Origin of the sequence: Pseudomonas orientalis (assembly GCF_022807995.1) — a bacterium.
In the GTDB taxonomy this organism is placed as follows: domain Bacteria; phylum Pseudomonadota; class Gammaproteobacteria; order Pseudomonadales; family Pseudomonadaceae; genus Aquipseudomonas; species Aquipseudomonas orientalis_B.
This window is the reverse complement of sequence record NZ_CP094351.1, coordinates 4,748,969-4,764,663: the sequence shown is the minus strand read 5'-3', so window position 1 is coordinate 4,764,663 and position 15,695 is coordinate 4,748,969. Positions and strand designations below refer to the sequence as shown.

Below are 15,695 nucleotides of genomic sequence, written 5' to 3'. Positions count from 1 at the left end.
TGAAGTTGAGTGTTGCAGCTATTAGTGCAACACTGCGCAACATTTGCAACGCTTGAGAAGATATTGTGACTACAGCTCCCGCCTCCCATGCCGAATGGATTGCCCTTATCCGAGAGGGTTGTGTTGGAAATGCCTCTTCTTTCCAGCTCCGGTTAAGTCGCCTGATAGCCCGCTTGAGACGTGAAAAATCTCCACTGTCGGATCTGTTATCGAAAGCATTGGCAGAAGCAAACGCCTCTCAACTGACGCTATCGCGAGATTCAGCAGCTCAGCAGGCGACGATTAGTCCCGTTGATGCTGACAGCAATTTGCCTCTAACCACTATTCAATTTCCTGTTGTTATGGAGCATAAGGCTGTGTGGGCACCTGAGGTCGGCTCAGGTCTTTCTGCACTTATAGACGAGTGGCTCAATGCAGGACGCCTCATTCAGGCTGGTTTAACTCCATCCCGCACGATCCTGTTGTCAGGCCCTCCAGGTGTAGGGAAAACATTAGCGGCTACTTATTTGGCTGAGCAATTGAGTCTTCCACTTGTTAGCCTAAACTTGGCGGCGGCGGTTAACAGTTTGCTCGGTAAAACTGGCAGCAACCTAATAAAGGTCCTGAATTACGCTCGTTCTCAGCCATGTGTTCTTTTACTCGATGAGTTCGATGCATTCGCTAAAAGGCGAGATGATGGGCAAGATGTTGGAGAGTTGAAGCGAGTTGTCAATGTTCTTTTACAAGCTATAGACGAGTGGCCCTCTACTTCGTTATTAGTTGCCGCAACAAATCATGAGGAATTACTTGATCGGGCGATATTTCGAAGGTTTGATTTTTGGTTGCGTTTTCCCGATAGCAGCCGAGAGCAAATAGGGCAACTCCTAATGCAGTTGGGCTGCGATCAGGGACTGGCAAGTAAGCTGGCTCCTGCACTTGTTGGTCGTCCACTATCTGATGCCTATCGTTTGGTAATCAAAGCCAAGAGGCAAGTTGTACTTAGAGATGACACATTTGAACGTGCGCTATTGAGCTTGATAATTCCAGAAGCTTTAGATGGTGATGATACCAAAAAGTATTTGGAGGTTAAACGCTTAAAGGCCAAAGGTATGTCGCTGAGGGCAATAGGAAAGGAGCTCAATGTGCATGCTTCAACTATTTCAAGAATGCTTCACCGTATCGATAAGGAAGATCGGTTATGAATGACAAGAAAAGAAATCTTTTGATCGCTAATGGGCATGAGTTGATCGGGCAACTGTCATGGCCGAAAGGGGGTGGAAAGAAATGGTTGCCATATACTATTCTTGAAGCGAGAGATTCATTACATTCTCAATTGGTTGAACTGGCTAAGTTTGCAAGGGAGATACCTCCGAAGTTTGCGCCAAGAGGTGAAATTACAGCGAAGGTTGTACTCCATCCCTCATTTTTGGCTAAGACGTATTTTCCGTCTACAATTTTGCGTGACTCAGGGCTAAGCATACTTGGATCGCGCCCTGTTAATATTTCGCCAAGGCGGACGCGTAGTGGTGAAGAAAGCTTTCAAGAAACTGCATCTATCTTCGTTTCTGGAACGGAAGCAAGTTTTCTAGATATGGATGAACGTCTGCTGAGCAGAAGTACCTCAACTTCGCGGCAGGAGCAGTTTTCTCGTATTGAGCTAATAGACGCTTATCAAGCAGAAGAGAAATTGCGAATCAGCGAGGATAGTCAGTGGCCGGGGCATGCGCATATTACTATGCATGCACTTGAAACAGATGCAGATATATTGGCTTCCTTCAAAAACGCGGTTGAAGAACTCGGCGGCAAGCTCTCGAATCGGGGATTTCGGTTTGTTCCAGGATTGACTTTTGCTGCCATAGAAATATCTCCTGAAAAACTAACGAAGCTTGCGGATTTCACTAGGATTCGTCTCATTAGGTCTCTGCCTGAGTTACAGCAGGAATGGAAGCTTGAACAGGCACTAACTAGATCTTACGGAGCGGTATCCCTGCCTTCATCAAAGTCAACGTCTGGTGTAAAGACTGCTATCTTTGACGGTGGAACATCAAACGCATTTCCAGATCATGTGACCGAAATCAACAGCTCGCTGAATCCATCTTCATCGTTGAAGGATTTAGCACATGGGATTAATGTAACATCTGCATTTTTATATGGACATGTTGCCGACGGAGCGACAGTACTTCCAACACCTTTTTGTCATGTAGATCATCATTGCGTGTTACCAACTTTGGGCAATCCTGAGCAGGCTCTTGATGTTTTAGATAGGATTGTCACTGCGCTACGCAGTGCTAAGGTATCCGGTACTCCCTACCGGTTCGCAAATATTAGTCTCGGTCCAATAGCGACGTTCTTTGATGATGATGTTCATGAGTGGACATCTCGGTTAGATACCGAACTCTCGGATGGAAGGACACTCTGCACTGCTGCTGTAGGAAATAACGGCCATCTGGGAGGCGAGTTAGCCCGTATTCAGCCCCCAGGTGATGCCGTCAATATTTTCGCTATTGGCGCTGCAGATTCCAGTAAAAAGAAATGGGGTAAAGCCATTTACAGTGCTGTTGGCCCAGGACGAAGCCCAGGTTATGTGAAACCGGATATCGTTGCATTTGGTGGGTCAGATGCTGAACCTGTACCGGTATTTAATCCTATGGCTGGAACTGTGATAGGTGTAGCGGGAACCAGTTTTGCTAGCCCTTTAGCTCTACGTGTCGCCGTAGGAGCTGACGCACTTAGTGGTTCTGTATTCGAACCTATAACGTTGCAGGCACTAATGATTAATGGCAGCGAATTTAGTGCGCGCAGTCATAAGCGTGCAGACGTTGGTTGGGGACGTTTGACCCTCAATCCAGAGGAAATTATCTATACATCTTCTGATGTAGTTCGAATCGTTTACCAAGGGGTAACGAGACCCGGCAACCCTCAGAAAGCGATTATCCCTATTCCGAAAAATTTACCAGCAGGAACGAGAGTTACTCTCGGTGCTACTTTTTGCTATCGTGCTCCCGTTGATTCTGCTCATGCCATTAATTACACCCGCGCAGGGTTGTGGGTGCGAGCTTACAAAGGTCCGAAAAAGTCATTGAGTTTATTTGGCAGCGGGATGTACAAAACAGAAGCTGAACTACGTAGGGATTCCATGAGATGGGATACCGTCCTGCACGCTAAGCGAAAAGTCGATGTGGACGGCCTCGATAATCCCTATTTTCATATAAATTATCAAGTAAGAGACGAAGGGGAGTCTGTACGGATGGAGGATGCTGTCCCAATGCCATACTCATTAGTTGTAACTATTGAAGCTCCAGGGATTTTAGATTTGCTTGCACGCGTACAAGCAGAATATCCGGTGCTCCAAACGTTACCGTTAGCGACGGATTCCGATACTCAGGTTTTTACTTGATTTTCAGTTTCTAAGGTGTTTCGACACTCCTTCCATTAAGAGGGAGTGCCGTTTTAAATTTTATCTAAGTTGATGCTTATGAAAAGTCGCTTGATGACTGAGAAGGTTGGCCGCTATACAGCCTGGTCACCAATAAAAACAGCGAACCTTTGCTCTTCAGCAATTTTTACGTTTTTATGCCAGACTGAGACATACATGTAGTGAAGGCCTGTATAAGAGGCGTCCTCCCAGTGAGAAGCAAAATAATCACCCGTATCCCTACGCACGGCGGGTACATCATTGTGATGATTACCATTAGTCGGCTCTTTTACTTGTGCAGCTTCTTTTCCAGTATTTTCGACACGAAATCGTACGGAGACATCTGTGAGATGTTCTGCTAGTTCGAAGGTTGCTTTAAATGTTATACCGTATGGTTTATATATAGAGCGCGAGCACGCATGATAATCAGTATCGGCTTGAGTCTGATATTTAGTCTTTACACTTGCAGTGACTCTTATGTTTCTACGATTGTCTTGAGGGCTCGGTAAGAGTGGGTAGTATAACTTGTGATTTAGTACATATTGCTTGTAGTTCAAAGGGGTCTCTTCACGAGTCCTGTAGTTAGGTGTCACATATCTTTCCGGTTCACCACTTACTGTTTTGTGCTCGATTATAGGCTTAGGAAGGTCAAGCATGTCACAGAGGCTTTGTCCAAGCATTACACGATTGCGGGGGGCTTTTTGCTGTAGCTTGGCAGCTACATCAACGTGGAATGAGGTGGCGGTAACCTCTGATACACCAGGATAGCCATACATTCCCCATAGCACTTTTTCGTCTGGTCCATAGTCAATCCCAATACGAATACCAATATCCTCTTCCAGTCCATAGTTTTGGATTTCTGGTTGGACGATATCTTTCATGAATTGTACGAGATATGTTCCGCAGTTGATCGCGTCAATAGCAGAGTCCCTCGGACTGTTTCCGTCACTTCTAAAGAACGCTAATACTGCGTCGCCCATTATGCGGTGAACGTGACCATCAAAAGCTTGTATGCATTCTATCGCGCACTTGATGATTGTGTTTTTGTAATAAAAAACTTCTTCTAAGTCGTATACCACTCCAAGTCGGGTTGAACCTTTTATGTCCATAAATAATGTGGTGACGTACCCATTGGACCTGGATTTGCTTTTTGCGAGTTCATCAAAGTGCGGGTGTCCGCCTATTTTTGTATTGTTTAATATGCGCTTTCCAAAAAGTTCTCTTATTTTTCCGTTAACATCAAAGTCGCGAGCTGGCAGTCGACTGTCGGAGGTTATCGACTCTGTAATGTAATCTTCTAGTCCTCCCCAAGTTGTGTTATGGCTTCTGCTTAACGATTTGTGTGTTCTCGATTCAGAGAATACATCGCCAAAAACATCCTTCATCCCTGACATAATATGATTCCAAAGTGGTTAAGGCAAACCGTGATGGCAAGTCCTAAAAGCGAAATGATAGTTACTTTAGAAAAGAATGAAGATTTAGCAATTAGCTTGAATTTTAGATGAGTTATGGCTGCCACTTCGTGGATCTGTACGCATAGGTCTCTTTCGATTTCTTTGCTCGTTCTGACGGCCATCGTGGACTTGAAGGTTTCCGCCGAAAAGTTGCTTGCAACGGAGCCGAAGAAAATCATTGAAGGCTCAATTGGTTTGGCATTGCTAGCGCTGGTTAGATTTGGCCATATACTTTTTATCACCCAATATAAAGCAGCGCTTGTGCTGGCGAAAATAGTTATAAGCAGCACGAGTGCGATCCATTTGTAGGGTGCGTATGAAATATTTATTGTTTCTATTTTTAATAGTATCCCGCCCAATACTGCAACATTAAATGATGTTAGTAGGCCGCTTTTAAAGTTGACGCTTCCTATGTATGCATCATATCTTTTCAAAGTTTCCCATAAACTTGAGATTCTAGTTTTTTCTTCGTCGTCCATGGGGCTATCCTTGGGTGGGATTTTATCCGTCATACTAATTCCTTATATATGGAAGATTCCTGAGCGGTGAACTGCTTGCAGGATGGCTTTCTGACAGTATCCCAGTTTACATGATTGCTCCACCTATTAAAGACGGGCACCCTGTGAGAAATTTTAGCTAGGGGAAATCAGCGAGTCTGATAACCCATGTAGCAGGCGGACCCCTAGGGAGGACCCATGATTCCAAGTTCGCGAGCTGGCCTGAAGACGCTTAGCTTAAAAGGTCAGAGCGGATGATCTGGATCACGAGCGAGCGGAAAAGACGCGCAACCACGTGGTGATGGCGCGTATAGCCGGGGCCAGACTACGTTTTTGTCGGTCTACCGGAAACTTTTCGCCATAGATACGGACTTCCAGCCCTAACCACTCCTGCGCTACCTTCCCTCCGTCGCTTCCAACCCAGCGACCGGACTTGAGAATCCGAGAAACAATAGGCGCATAGGCGCCACCATCCATTAGACTGTTGGCGCTTTTTTGTGCCCGCATGTCTGTGTAATGGCGGCTATGCGTGGGAGGCCTTCGGGTCTGCCGGGTTCCTATTGTCCCGGTTTCTCAACCCGCGCATAGCTGCCACCCATTCGCATGAGAAACGAACGTGGCAGCTCACTACAATAGGAGCTTACGCAATGAACGTTTCTGATAGGTCGTACCCTCGCAGTACCGCAATCGACACCGCCGCTCAGATCGGAGGTGCCCAATGATCAACCCACCCCTCAACAAAACCCTCGGGGTCATCACCTTTTCCACCTGCGGCAAACAGCCCAACCTCCACCGTCTATTCCGCGTCAATTCCGGCGTGCCTATCCGCGATGCCCTGGAGCACGCCTCCGAGCTTCTGCACTGTTCAAAAATGCTGGCATTAGATGCAGCGATGGATAACAGCGCAGATCGCTATGCCTGGGCAGCACATTATTTGGGCGAGATGGCGAAGGCGGTGGTGGATGATTTGGCGAATGGGATGTTGCCGAATGGGGTGACGGAGGAGGGGGATTCGGTTGGTGTGTAGGCAGGTGGTTTGAGGGTGTTGGGGCTGGCGCAATCGCAGGCAAGCCAGCTCCCACATTTGGACTGTGTTTCAGGCTGGAAGTGGGCGGTGAGCGATGAATCAGCTGTCGCCCACTTTTCTACAGACGAAAAAAAAGACCTTGAATTTCAAGGTCTTTTTTTAAGATGGTGCCCCGAGGGAGAATCGAACTCCCACTTCTTTCGAAAACGGATTTTGAATCCGCCGCGTCTACCAATTCCGCCATCAGGGCTCAATGGCGGCGAAGTATAGAGATGAGATTACCGTTGGTCAATCACGTTTCATGGTCAATTTTGACTATTTCCGCTAGACTTCCCGGCCCTGCTAGACGAACCCCATCATGCGCGTTGCTGACTTTACTTTTGAGCTCCCTGATTCGCTGATCGCTCGCCACCCGTTGGCCGAGCGTCGCGCCAGTCGACTGCTGACCCTGGACGGGCCGAGCGGTGCCCTCGCACACCGTCAATTCACTGATTTGCTTGAGCATTTGCGCCCGGGCGATTTGATGGTGTTCAACAATACCCGGGTGATTCCGGCGCGGCTGTTTGGCCAGAAAGCCTCCGGCGGCAAGCTGGAAATTCTGGTGGAAAGGGTGCTGGACAGCCATCGTGTGCTGGCCCATGTGCGCTCCAGCAAGTCGCCGAAACCGGGGTCGAGCATCCTCATTGATGGCGGTGGCGAGGCCCAGATGGTCGCGCGCCATGATGCGTTGTTCGAGCTCAGGTTTGCCGAAGAGGTGTTGCCGCTGTTGGAGCGTGTCGGCCATATGCCGTTGCCTCCTTATATAGACCGCCCCGACGAAGACGCGGACCGCGAGCGCTATCAAACCGTGTACTCCCAGCGCCTCGGTGCGGTGGCCGCGCCGACGGCTGGGTTGCACTTCGACCAGCCGCTGTTGGATGCGATTGCCGCCAAGGGTGTTGAAAGCGCCTATGTGACCCTGCACGTGGGCGCCGGGACGTTTCAGCCGGTGCGTGTGGAGAACATCGAAGACCACCATATGCACAGCGAGTGGCTGGAGGTCAGCCAGGACGTGGTGGACGCGGTCAATGCGTGCAAGGCGCGCGGCGGGCGGGTGGTGGCGGTGGGCACTACCAGCGTGCGCTCGCTGGAGAGTGCGGCGCGTGATGGCGTGCTCAAGCCGTTCAGTGGCGACACCGATATCTTTATTTTCCCAGGCCGGCCGTTTCATGTGGTCGATTGCCTGGTCACCAATTTCCATTTGCCGGAATCCACGCTGTTGATGCTGGTGTCGGCCTTTGCCGGTTACCCGGAAACCATGGCGGCTTATCAAGCGGCCATCGCCAACGAGTACCGCTTTTTCAGCTACGGTGATGCGATGTTTATCACCCGCAACCCGGCGCCGCGCGGCCCAGAGGAACAACTATGAGTCGTATGTCGTTTGAATTATTGGCCACCGACGGCAAAGCCCGTCGTGGTCGCGTGACCTTCCCGCGCGGCACCGTGGAGACCCCGGCGTTCATGCCGGTCGGCACCTACGGCACCGTCAAGGGCATGCTGCCGCGTGACATCGTCGCCACCGGCGCCGAGATCATCCTCGGCAATACCTTCCACCTGTGGCTGCGCCCGGGCACGGAAGTGATCAAGAAGCATGGCGACCTGCATGACTTCATGAAGTGGCAGGGCCCGATCCTCACCGACTCCGGTGGTTTCCAGGTGTTCAGCCTGGGCGCCATGCGCAAGATCAAGGAGGAGGGCGTGACCTTCGCTTCGCCGGTGGACGGTTCCAAAGTGTTCATGGGCCCGGAAGAATCGATGCAGGTGCAGCGCGACCTGGGCTCCGACATCGTGATGATTTTTGACGAGTGCACGCCGTACCCTGCTGACGAAGACGTGGCGCGCATCTCCATGGAGCTGTCGCTGCGTTGGGCCCAGCGTTCGAAGAACGCCCACGGCGATAACACCGCGGCGCTGTTCGGCATTGTTCAGGGTGGCATGCATGAAAGCCTGCGCAAGCGCTCGCTGGAAGGCCTCGACAAGATCGGTTTTGACGGTCTGGCCATCGGCGGTCTCTCGGTGGGCGAGCCCAAGCACGAGATGATCAAGGTGCTGGATTACCTGCCGGGCCTGATGCCCGCAGACAAACCTCGTTACCTTATGGGCGTTGGCAAACCGGAAGATCTCGTAGAGGGTGTGCGCCGCGGTGTGGACATGTTCGATTGCGTGATGCCAACCCGTAATGCCCGCAATGGGCATCTGTTCATCGATACAGGCGTGCTGAAGATCCGTAACGCGTTCCATCGCCATGATGATTCGCCGCTCGATCCGACCTGCGATTGCTATACCTGCCAGAACTTCTCCCGTGCTTATCTGCACCATCTGGACAAGTGTGGGGAAATGCTGGGTAGCATGTTGAATACCATCCACAATTTGCGCCATTACCAAGTCCTGATGGCTGGTTTGCGCGAGGCTATTCAACAGGGTACATTGGCCGCCTTCGTCGATGCCTTCTATGCCAAGCGCGGGCTCCCTGTGCCGCCCTTGGACTGAGTTTCCCGACCCTAAGATTCACTATTTGCAACTGGAGTGCTAAATGAGCTTTTTTATCTCTAACGCCATGGCTGACGCCGCTGCGCCTGCTGCTGCCGGCCCGATGGGCGGTGGTTTCGAGTGGATTTTCCTGGTCGGCTTCCTGGTCATCTTCTACCTGATGATCTGGCGTCCACAGGCCAAGCGCGCCAAAGAGCAGAAAAACCTGCTGGGCAGCCTGCAAAAAGGTGACGAAGTTGTGACCACTGGCGGCATCGCCGGCAAGATCACCAAGGTTTCCGATGCTTTCGTGGTTCTGGAAGTCTCCGACACCGTAGAAATGAAGTTCCAGAAGGGCGCCATCGCCGCCACGCTGCCAAAAGGCACGCTCAAAGCGATCTAAAGTAACAACCTTTACCAATCGACGGGGCGCGCAAGGCGCCCCGCGTTATAAGCGGGCGGCGTGATGCTGAACAAATACCCTCTGTGGAAATACGTACTGATCCTGGCGGTGCTGGCGATCGGTTTTATTTATTCCGCTCCCAATCTCTATCCTGATGACCCGGCGATCCAGATTTCTGGTGCCAGCACTTCGCTGCAGGTCAATCAGGCTGATCTGGACCGTGCGAGCAAAGCGCTCACCGACGCGGGTATCCAGGTTAAAGCGGCAACCTTGGCAGCTGGTTCCAAAGGCGGCTTGTTGCGCCTGACCAAGCAAGAAGACCAATTGCCGGCCAAGGATGTTGTACGCAAGGCTATGGGTGACGACTACGTTGTCGCGCTCAACCTGGCACAGACCACGCCACAATGGCTGCGCAGCATTGGCGCGCACCCGATGAAGCTGGGTCTGGACTTGTCCGGTGGTGTGCACTTCCTCCTGGAAGTCGACATGGACAAGGCCCTCGACGCACGCCTGAAAGTCTATGAAGGCGATGTGAAGAGCCTGCTGCGCAAAGAGAAACTGCGTTATCGCAGCCTGCCGCAGCTCAACGGTGCCATCCAGCTGGGCTTCTCTGATGAAGCGTCCCGCGAACAGGCCCGTGCGCTGATCCGCAAGAACTTCAACGATTTCGACATCGTACCGGCCGACCTCAATGGTCAGGCGGTGCTGCGTCTGGCGATGAGCCCGGCCAAGATCGCGGAAATCCGTGAATATTCCATCAAGCAGAACTTGACCACGGTGCGTAACCGCGTCAACGAGCTGGGTGTGGCCGAGCCGATCGTGCAGCGTCAGGGCGCCAACCGCATCGTGGTTGAACTGCCGGGCGTGCAGGACACCGCTGAAGCCAAGCGTATCCTGGGTAAGACCGCCAACCTGGAATTCCGCCTCGCGGCTGAGCCGGGTGCTACCCGCGCGACGTCCGAAGAGTTCGAATTCCGTGAGGGCAACCGTCCTCCTGCCTTGATCGAGCGTGGCTTGATCATCACCGGTGACCAGGTGACCGACGCCAAGGCCGGTTTCGGCGAGCACGGTACTCCTGAAGTGAACATTCGTCTGGATGGCCATGGCGGCGAGCTGATGAGCCGCGCCACGCGCAGCAACGTGGGCCGCAGCATGGCGGTGATCTTCATCGAACAGCGCCCGGTGACCACCTACACCAAGCAGATGGTCAACGGCGTCGAGAAAGACGTACCGGTACAGACCTTCAAGGAAGAGAAGAAGATCATCAGCCTGGCGACCATCCAGTCTCCGCTGGGTGCGCAATTTCGCATCACGGGCCTGAACGGTCAGGGTGAATCTTCCGAACTGGCCCTGCTGTTGCGTGCCGGTGGTTTGGCGGCGCCGATGTACTTCGCTGAAGAACGTACCATCGGCCCGAGCCTGGGTGCCGACAACATCACCAAGGGTGTCGATGCGGCGCTGTGGGGCATGTTGTTCGTGTCGCTGTTCATCATCGCCATCTACCGCTTCTTCGGCGTCATCGCCACTGTGGCCCTGGCGGGCAACATGGTGATGCTGCTGGCGCTGATGTCGCTGCTGGGCGCAACCCTGACCCTGCCGGGTATCGCCGGTATCGTCCTCACCATGGGGATGGCGGTGGACGCCAACGTGCTGATCTTCTCGCGGATCCGTGAAGAGATCGCCGCGGGCATGACCGTACAGCGTGCAATCAACGAAGGCTTCGGCCGGGCATTTACCGCAATTCTCGACTCCAACCTGACCACCTTGCTGGTCGGCGGGATTCTCTTTGCCATGGGCACCGGCCCCGTCAAAGGTTTTGCGGTAACCATGTCCCTCGGTATCTTTACCTCGATGTTCACGGCCATTCTGGTGACCCGCGCAATGGTCAACCTGATCTTTGGCGGACGTGACTTCAAGAAGTTGTGGATTTAAGGGGCTGCCATGTTACGTACAATCAACTTCATGGGCGTTCGCAACATTGCGTTCGGCGCCACTGTGCTCCTTACCGTTCTGGCGCTGTTCAGCTGGTTCCATAAGGGCCTGAACTACGGTCTGGACTTCACCGGCGGTACGCTCATCGAGCTGACCTACGAGAAGCCGGCCGACGTTACCCTGGTGCGCAACGAGCTGGTCAAGGCCGGCTACCACGAAGCCGTGGTGCAGAACTTCGGCGCGACCACCGACCTGCTGGTGCGTATGCCTGGTGAAGACCCGCAACTGGGTCACCAGGTGGCCGAGGCCTTGCAGAAGGTCGGCGGCGACAACCCGGCGTCGGTCAAGCGTGTCGAGTTCGTCGGCCCGCAGGTCGGTGAAGAACTGCGCGACCAGGGCGGCCTCGGCATGCTGATGGCGCTGGTCGGCATCATGATCTACCTGGCTTTCCGCTTTCAGTGGAAGTTCGGGGTCGGCGCCATTGTGTCGCTGATCCACGACGTGATCGTCACCGTGGGTATCCTGGCGTACTTCCAGATCACCTTCGACCTGACCGTATTGGCGGCCGTGCTGGCGATCATTGGTTACTCCCTCAACGACACCATTGTGGTGTTCGACCGGGTTCGCGAGAACTTCCGCGTACTGCGCAAGGCGACGTTGATCGAGAACATCAACATCTCCACCACCCAGACCTTGCTGCGGACCATGGCGACGTCGATCTCCACCTTGCTGGCGATCGCTGCGCTGATGATCTTCGGGGGCGACAACCTGTGGGGCTTCTCCCTGGCGCTGTTCATTGGCGTATTGGCGGGTACCTACTCGTCGATCTACATCGCCAACGTGGTATTGATCTGGCTGAACCTCAACAGCGAAGACTTGATCCCTCCGGCCGCGACCGGCAAGGAGGTCGACGACCGACCTTGATGGGCAGGCGTTGATTTGCTGTTACAAAAAAGGCACGAGATTGAACTCGTGCCTTTTTTTTCGCTCCAAGGCTGGGTATAGCGCGGATCTTTCGGTCCGCTTGTGATGGTCAGGAGGTTCAACGTGAACAAGTCGTTGCTGGTTGGTGCGGTATTGGGTGCTGTCGGTGTGACTGCCGGGGGCGCTGTTGCCACCTACAGCCTGGTAAAAAGCGGCCCTGAGTATGCGCAAGTGCTGGCGGTGCAGCCGGTAAAAACCCAGATTAAAACCCCGCGTGAGGTCTGCAAGGATGTCACCGTGACCCGGCAGCGTCCGGTGCAGGATCAGCATCAAATCGCCGGTACCGTCGTAGGCGCCCTGGCAGGCGGCCTGCTAGGCAACCAGATCGGTGGCGGTAACGGCAAGAAGCTGGCAACGGTAGCCGGTGCGGTCGGCGGCGGTTATGCGGGTAACAAGGTTCAGGAAGGTATGCAGAACCGCGATACCTACACCACCACCCAGACTCGCTGTAACACCGTGAATGACATCAGCGACAAGGTTGTGGGCTACGATGTTCGTTACAACCTGGATGGCAAGGAAGGTACCGTGCGTATGGAGCGTGATCCAGGCGGCCAGATTCCGGTGGATAAGGAAGGGCGCCTGATCCTGGGTCAGAACCAGCAGTAATCAAGGGTCATGCACGGATTCAAAAAACTGTGCAATCCAAAATGTGGGAGGGGGCTTGCCCCCGATAGCGGTGGATCAGTCAGCTGATAAGGTGCTGACCCACTGCAATCGGGGGCAAGCCCCCTCCCACATTTGATATGTATTACTGCTGATGCATGGGTTGGCTCAAAATACCCAGGCATAAAAAAAGCACCCCTCAGGGGTGCTTTTTTGTGCCCGCTCGCTTAACGCTTCAGCGAAGCCGGCAAGTGCGGCTGGATCGCCGTCAATACTGCCTTGAAGCATTTGGTATTGCCGGCAACCACATGGCCTTTCTCAAGGAAGTCATGACCACCGGTAAAGTCGCTCACCAGGCCGCCCGCTTCCTGGATCAGCAGGGCGCCCGCAGCCATGTCCCACTCGGACAGGCCTGACTCCCAGAATGCATCAAAACGACCGGCGGCCACATAAGCCAGGTCCAGGCTCGCAGCGCCGGCGCGACGGATGCCGGCGGTCTGGCCAACCAGGGCGCGGAACATGCCCAGGTAGTTTTCCAGGTTGTCCATCTGGTCGTCACGGAACGGGAAGCCGGTACCCAGCAGGGCGCCGTCCAGGCTGGTGCGACCGCTCACGCGCAGGCGACGGCCATTGAGCTGGGCGCCACGGCCACGGCTGGCGGTGAATTCTTCCTGGCGGACCGGGTCCAGCACGACGGCGTGTTCCAGGCGGCCACGGTATTTGCACGCGATGCTCACGGCAAAGTGCGGGATGCCGCGCAGGAAGTTGGTGGTGCCGTCCAGTGGGTCAATGATCCACAGGTAATCTTCGCCTTCGCCGCTGCCTTTGTGCAGGCCGGTTTCTTCGCCGAGGATGCCGTGGGTAGGGTAGGCCTTGCGCAGGGCGTCGATGATTTTCTGTTCGGCGGCGCGATCCACCTCGGACACATAATCCTTGGCGTCTTTTTCGTCGACCTTGATGGTATCCAGGCGCTCGATGGAGCGGAAGATCAATTCACTGGCGCTGCGGGCGGCGCGCAGCGCGATATTCAGCATGGGCTGCATGGATAGGTCACCTAAGGTTGTTAAAGAAAGCCGGGCAGTTTAGCAGAAACTTTGTGCAGGTGAAGGGCGACGTTAGCTTTCGTGGCATAACCTTGGGCGCTTCTGTAAGATTTGCTCCCCTTTCCCGTGTCCGAGAGCGCCTCCCTTGCTGCAAAACATTCGTGTCGTTTTGGTCAATACCAGTCATCCCGGCAACATCGGCGGGGTGGCGCGAGCCATGAAAAACATGGGGCTGACGCGCCTGGTGCTGGTCGAGCCACGTGTGTTTCCGCACCACGAGGCCGATGCTCGCGCATCCGGCGCCAATGACCTCTTGGAAAAAGCCCAGGTCGTCGCCACTCTGGAAGACGCCCTGGTCGGCTGCAACCTGGTGCTCGGCACCAGCGCCCGCGACCGCCGCATTCCCTGGCCGCTGCTGGACCCGCGCGAGTGCGGCACCAAAGTGGTGGAAGAGGCGGCCGGTGGTGCAGAAATCGCTCTGGTATTCGGCCGTGAAGACTCTGGCCTGACCAACGACGAGCTGCAGCGATGTCATTATCACGTGCACATTCCATCAGACCCCGAGTTCAGTTCGCTGAACCTGGGGGCGGCGGTGCAGGTGCTGACCTACGAAGTGCGCATGGCCTGGCTGGCCGCCGAAGGCCAGCCGAGCAAGATGGAAAAGGACGAAGTGGCGTCGACCAAAAGTGGCGAGCTGGCCACGATGGACGAGCTGGAGCGATTTTATGAGCACCTGGAGCAAACCCTGGTGGCTATCGAATTTCTCGATCCTGAAAAGCCACGGCACTTGATGGCGCGCCTGCGCCGGTTGTACGGACGCAGCTCGGTCAGCCGGGCAGAAATGAATATATTGCGTGGCATCCTCACGGAAACCCAGAAAGCGGCCCGTGGCGAGCTGCTTAAGCGGAAGGATTAAAAATGTTCGAGCGTTTGCGAGAAGATATCCAGAGTGTTTTCCACCGTGACCCGGCGGCGCGCAACGCCTTTGAAGTGCTGACCTGCTACCCGGGTATGCATGCGATCTGGATTCACCGGCTGTCCGGCGCGTTGTGGGGCATGGGCTGGAAATGGCTGGCGCGGCTGGTGTCGAACTTCGGGCGCTGGCTGACCGGGATCGAAATTCATCCGGGCGCCAAGGTCGGCCGTCGCTTTTTTATCGACCATGGCATGGGCATCGTGATTGGCGAGACCGCCGAGATTGGCGATGACGTAACGCTTTATCAGGGTGTCACCCTGGGCGGCACCACCTGGAACAAAGGCAAGCGCCACCCGACGCTGGGCGACGGCGTAGTGGTGGGCGCGGGCGCCAAGGTGCTGGGCCCGTTCACGGTCGGCGCCGGCGCCAAGGTCGGCTCCAATGCCGTAGTCACCAAGGCCGTGCCGCCGGGTGCGACGGTCGTGGGTATTCCTGGCCGGATCATCGTCAAGCCGGAGGTCGGCGACGAGCAGGAGGCCAAGCGCAAGGCCATGGCCGAGAAAATCGGTTTTGATGCCTATGGCGTCAGCGAAGACATGCCCGACCCGGTGGCCCGTGCCATTGGCCAGTTGCTCGATCACCTGCAGGCGGTCGATGGCAAGCTGGACGGCATGTGCGGCGCGCTGAAGGAGCTGGGCAGCCCTTACTGCGCCAAAGACCTTCCTGAGCTGCGCGAAGAGGATTTCGCCGAGATCAAGGACGAAGCCGCCACCAAGGCAAGTTGATATCTCGGAATCACCAGAGATCCCCTGTGGGAGGGGGCTTGCCCCCGATAGCGGTGGATCAGCCAGCCCATTTGGCAACTGACCCACCGCCATCGGGGGCAAGCCCCCTCCCACATTTGACCTTCATTGTGTCTGGCATAGCTGGTTAT

14 protein-coding genes and 1 tRNA gene are annotated in these 15,695 nt (G+C 54.5%); 11 read left to right on the top strand and 4 right to left on the bottom strand.

The features are described 5' to 3' along the window. The first annotated feature begins 65 nt into the window (after positions 1-65). Together MRY17_RS21220 and MRY17_RS21215 are read left to right on the top strand one after the other, a co-directional pair. The gene (locus MRY17_RS21220; protein WP_243352803.1) at positions 66-1,181 is read left to right on the top strand and encodes an AAA family ATPase; all 1,116 of its coding nucleotides are present in this window, start codon (positions 66-68) and stop codon (positions 1,179-1,181) included. Beyond that, positions 1,178-3,376 carry a S8 family peptidase gene (locus MRY17_RS21215; RefSeq protein WP_243352802.1) on the top strand — a complete coding sequence of 733 codons (2,199 nt, stop codon included), beginning with the start codon at positions 1,178-1,180 and terminating at the stop codon, positions 3,374-3,376. The genes MRY17_RS21220 and MRY17_RS21215 overlap by 4 nt, the downstream gene beginning before the upstream one ends. A 113-nt stretch (positions 3,377-3,489) precedes the next feature. On the opposite strand, the gene MRY17_RS21210 is transcribed toward MRY17_RS21215, so the two are convergent. Together MRY17_RS21210 and MRY17_RS21205 are read right to left on the bottom strand one after the other, a co-directional pair. Then, on the bottom strand, positions 3,490-4,788 hold the full coding sequence (locus MRY17_RS21210) for an adenylate/guanylate cyclase domain-containing protein (RefSeq protein WP_243352801.1): 1,299 nt from the start codon (positions 4,786-4,788) through the stop codon (positions 3,490-3,492). Beyond that, positions 4,776-5,327 carry a Pycsar system effector family protein gene (locus MRY17_RS21205; RefSeq protein ID WP_243352800.1) on the bottom strand — a complete coding sequence of 184 codons (552 nt, stop codon included), beginning with the start codon at positions 5,325-5,327 and terminating at the stop codon, positions 4,776-4,778. The genes MRY17_RS21210 and MRY17_RS21205 overlap by 13 nt, the downstream gene beginning before the upstream one ends. Before the next feature lie 736 nt (positions 5,328-6,063). Between MRY17_RS21205 and MRY17_RS21200 the strand changes: the two genes are divergently transcribed. After that, a complete protein-coding gene (locus MRY17_RS21200; RefSeq protein WP_057723971.1) occupies positions 6,064-6,372 on the top strand; it encodes a DUF3077 domain-containing protein in 309 nt (102 codons plus the stop codon). Between the two features lie 165 nt (positions 6,373-6,537). Here MRY17_RS21200 and MRY17_RS21195 read toward each other — a convergent pair. After that, positions 6,538-6,622, bottom strand: a tRNA-Leu gene (locus tag MRY17_RS21195). 108 nt (positions 6,623-6,730) lie between these two features. On the opposite strand from MRY17_RS21195, the gene queA reads away from it, so the two are divergent. From queA to MRY17_RS21165, 6 genes are all read left to right on the top strand, one after another. Next, positions 6,731-7,780, top strand: a complete 1,050-nt coding sequence (gene queA / locus MRY17_RS21190; RefSeq protein WP_057723970.1) for a tRNA preQ1(34) S-adenosylmethionine ribosyltransferase-isomerase QueA — start codon at positions 6,731-6,733, stop codon at positions 7,778-7,780. A 5-nt stretch (positions 7,781-7,785) separates the two neighbouring features. Next, positions 7,786-8,901: a tRNA guanosine(34) transglycosylase Tgt gene (gene tgt, locus MRY17_RS21185; protein ID WP_162279259.1), complete on the top strand. Its 1,116-nt coding sequence runs from the start codon at positions 7,786-7,788 to the stop codon at positions 8,899-8,901. 43 nt (positions 8,902-8,944) lie between these two features. Further along, the gene (gene yajC / locus MRY17_RS21180; protein ID WP_003175975.1) at positions 8,945-9,283 is read left to right on the top strand and encodes a preprotein translocase subunit YajC; all 339 of its coding nucleotides are present in this window, start codon (positions 8,945-8,947) and stop codon (positions 9,281-9,283) included. Between the two features lie 63 nt (positions 9,284-9,346). Then, the gene (gene secD, locus MRY17_RS21175; RefSeq protein ID WP_057723968.1) at positions 9,347-11,215 is read left to right on the top strand and encodes a protein translocase subunit SecD; all 1,869 of its coding nucleotides are present in this window, start codon (positions 9,347-9,349) and stop codon (positions 11,213-11,215) included. Positions 11,216-11,224: 9 nt separating this feature from the next. Then, complete coding sequence (gene secF, locus MRY17_RS21170; protein WP_186691276.1) at positions 11,225-12,139, top strand: protein translocase subunit SecF; 915 nt, start codon at positions 11,225-11,227, stop codon at positions 12,137-12,139. Between the two features lie 123 nt (positions 12,140-12,262). Next, the gene (locus tag MRY17_RS21165; protein WP_005791197.1) at positions 12,263-12,805 is read left to right on the top strand and encodes a glycine zipper 2TM domain-containing protein; all 543 of its coding nucleotides are present in this window, start codon (positions 12,263-12,265) and stop codon (positions 12,803-12,805) included. Between the two features lie 224 nt (positions 12,806-13,029). Here MRY17_RS21165 and suhB read toward each other — a convergent pair whose 3' ends face one another. Beyond that, on the bottom strand, positions 13,030-13,845 hold the full coding sequence (gene suhB / locus MRY17_RS21160) for a type III secretion system regulator SuhB (protein WP_003175971.1): 816 nt from the start codon (positions 13,843-13,845) through the stop codon (positions 13,030-13,032). A 145-nt stretch (positions 13,846-13,990) separates the two neighbouring features. Here suhB and trmJ point away from each other — a divergent pair, with 145 nt between their 5' ends. Both trmJ and cysE read left to right on the top strand, forming a co-directional pair. Further along, a complete protein-coding gene (gene trmJ / locus MRY17_RS21155; RefSeq protein WP_191952397.1) occupies positions 13,991-14,761 on the top strand; it encodes a tRNA (cytosine(32)/uridine(32)-2'-O)-methyltransferase TrmJ in 771 nt (256 codons plus the stop codon). Positions 14,762-14,763: 2 nt separating this feature from the next. Beyond that, positions 14,764-15,546 carry a serine O-acetyltransferase gene (cysE, locus tag MRY17_RS21150; RefSeq protein ID WP_191956619.1) on the top strand — a complete coding sequence of 261 codons (783 nt, stop codon included), beginning with the start codon at positions 14,764-14,766 and terminating at the stop codon, positions 15,544-15,546. The last annotated feature ends 149 nt before the right edge of the window (positions 15,547-15,695 follow it).

What these genes read in the sequence shown, in the direction of transcription:
- MRY17_RS21215 (WP_243352802.1), top strand. Translation starts at nt 1,178, where the DNA reads ATGAATGACAAGAAAAGAAATCTTTTGATCGCTAATGGGCATGAGTTG.
- MRY17_RS21210 (WP_243352801.1), bottom strand. Translation starts at nt 4,788, where the DNA reads ATGTCAGGGATGAAGGATGTTTTTGGCGATGTATTCTCTGAATCGAGA.
- MRY17_RS21205 (WP_243352800.1), bottom strand. Translation starts at nt 5,327, where the DNA reads ATGGACGACGAAGAAAAAACTAGAATCTCAAGTTTATGGGAAACTTTG.
- MRY17_RS21200 (WP_057723971.1), top strand. Translation starts at nt 6,064, where the DNA reads ATGATCAACCCACCCCTCAACAAAACCCTCGGGGTCATCACCTTTTCC.
- queA (WP_057723970.1), top strand. Translation starts at nt 6,731, where the DNA reads ATGCGCGTTGCTGACTTTACTTTTGAGCTCCCTGATTCGCTGATCGCT.
- tgt (WP_162279259.1), top strand. Translation starts at nt 7,786, where the DNA reads ATGTCGTTTGAATTATTGGCCACCGACGGCAAAGCCCGTCGTGGTCGC.
- yajC (WP_003175975.1), top strand. Translation starts at nt 8,945, where the DNA reads ATGAGCTTTTTTATCTCTAACGCCATGGCTGACGCCGCTGCGCCTGCT.
- secD (WP_057723968.1), top strand. Translation starts at nt 9,347, where the DNA reads ATGCTGAACAAATACCCTCTGTGGAAATACGTACTGATCCTGGCGGTG.
- secF (WP_186691276.1), top strand. Translation starts at nt 11,225, where the DNA reads ATGTTACGTACAATCAACTTCATGGGCGTTCGCAACATTGCGTTCGGC.
- suhB (WP_003175971.1), bottom strand. Translation starts at nt 13,845, where the DNA reads ATGCAGCCCATGCTGAATATCGCGCTGCGCGCCGCCCGCAGCGCCAGT.
- cysE (WP_191956619.1), top strand. Translation starts at nt 14,764, where the DNA reads ATGTTCGAGCGTTTGCGAGAAGATATCCAGAGTGTTTTCCACCGTGAC.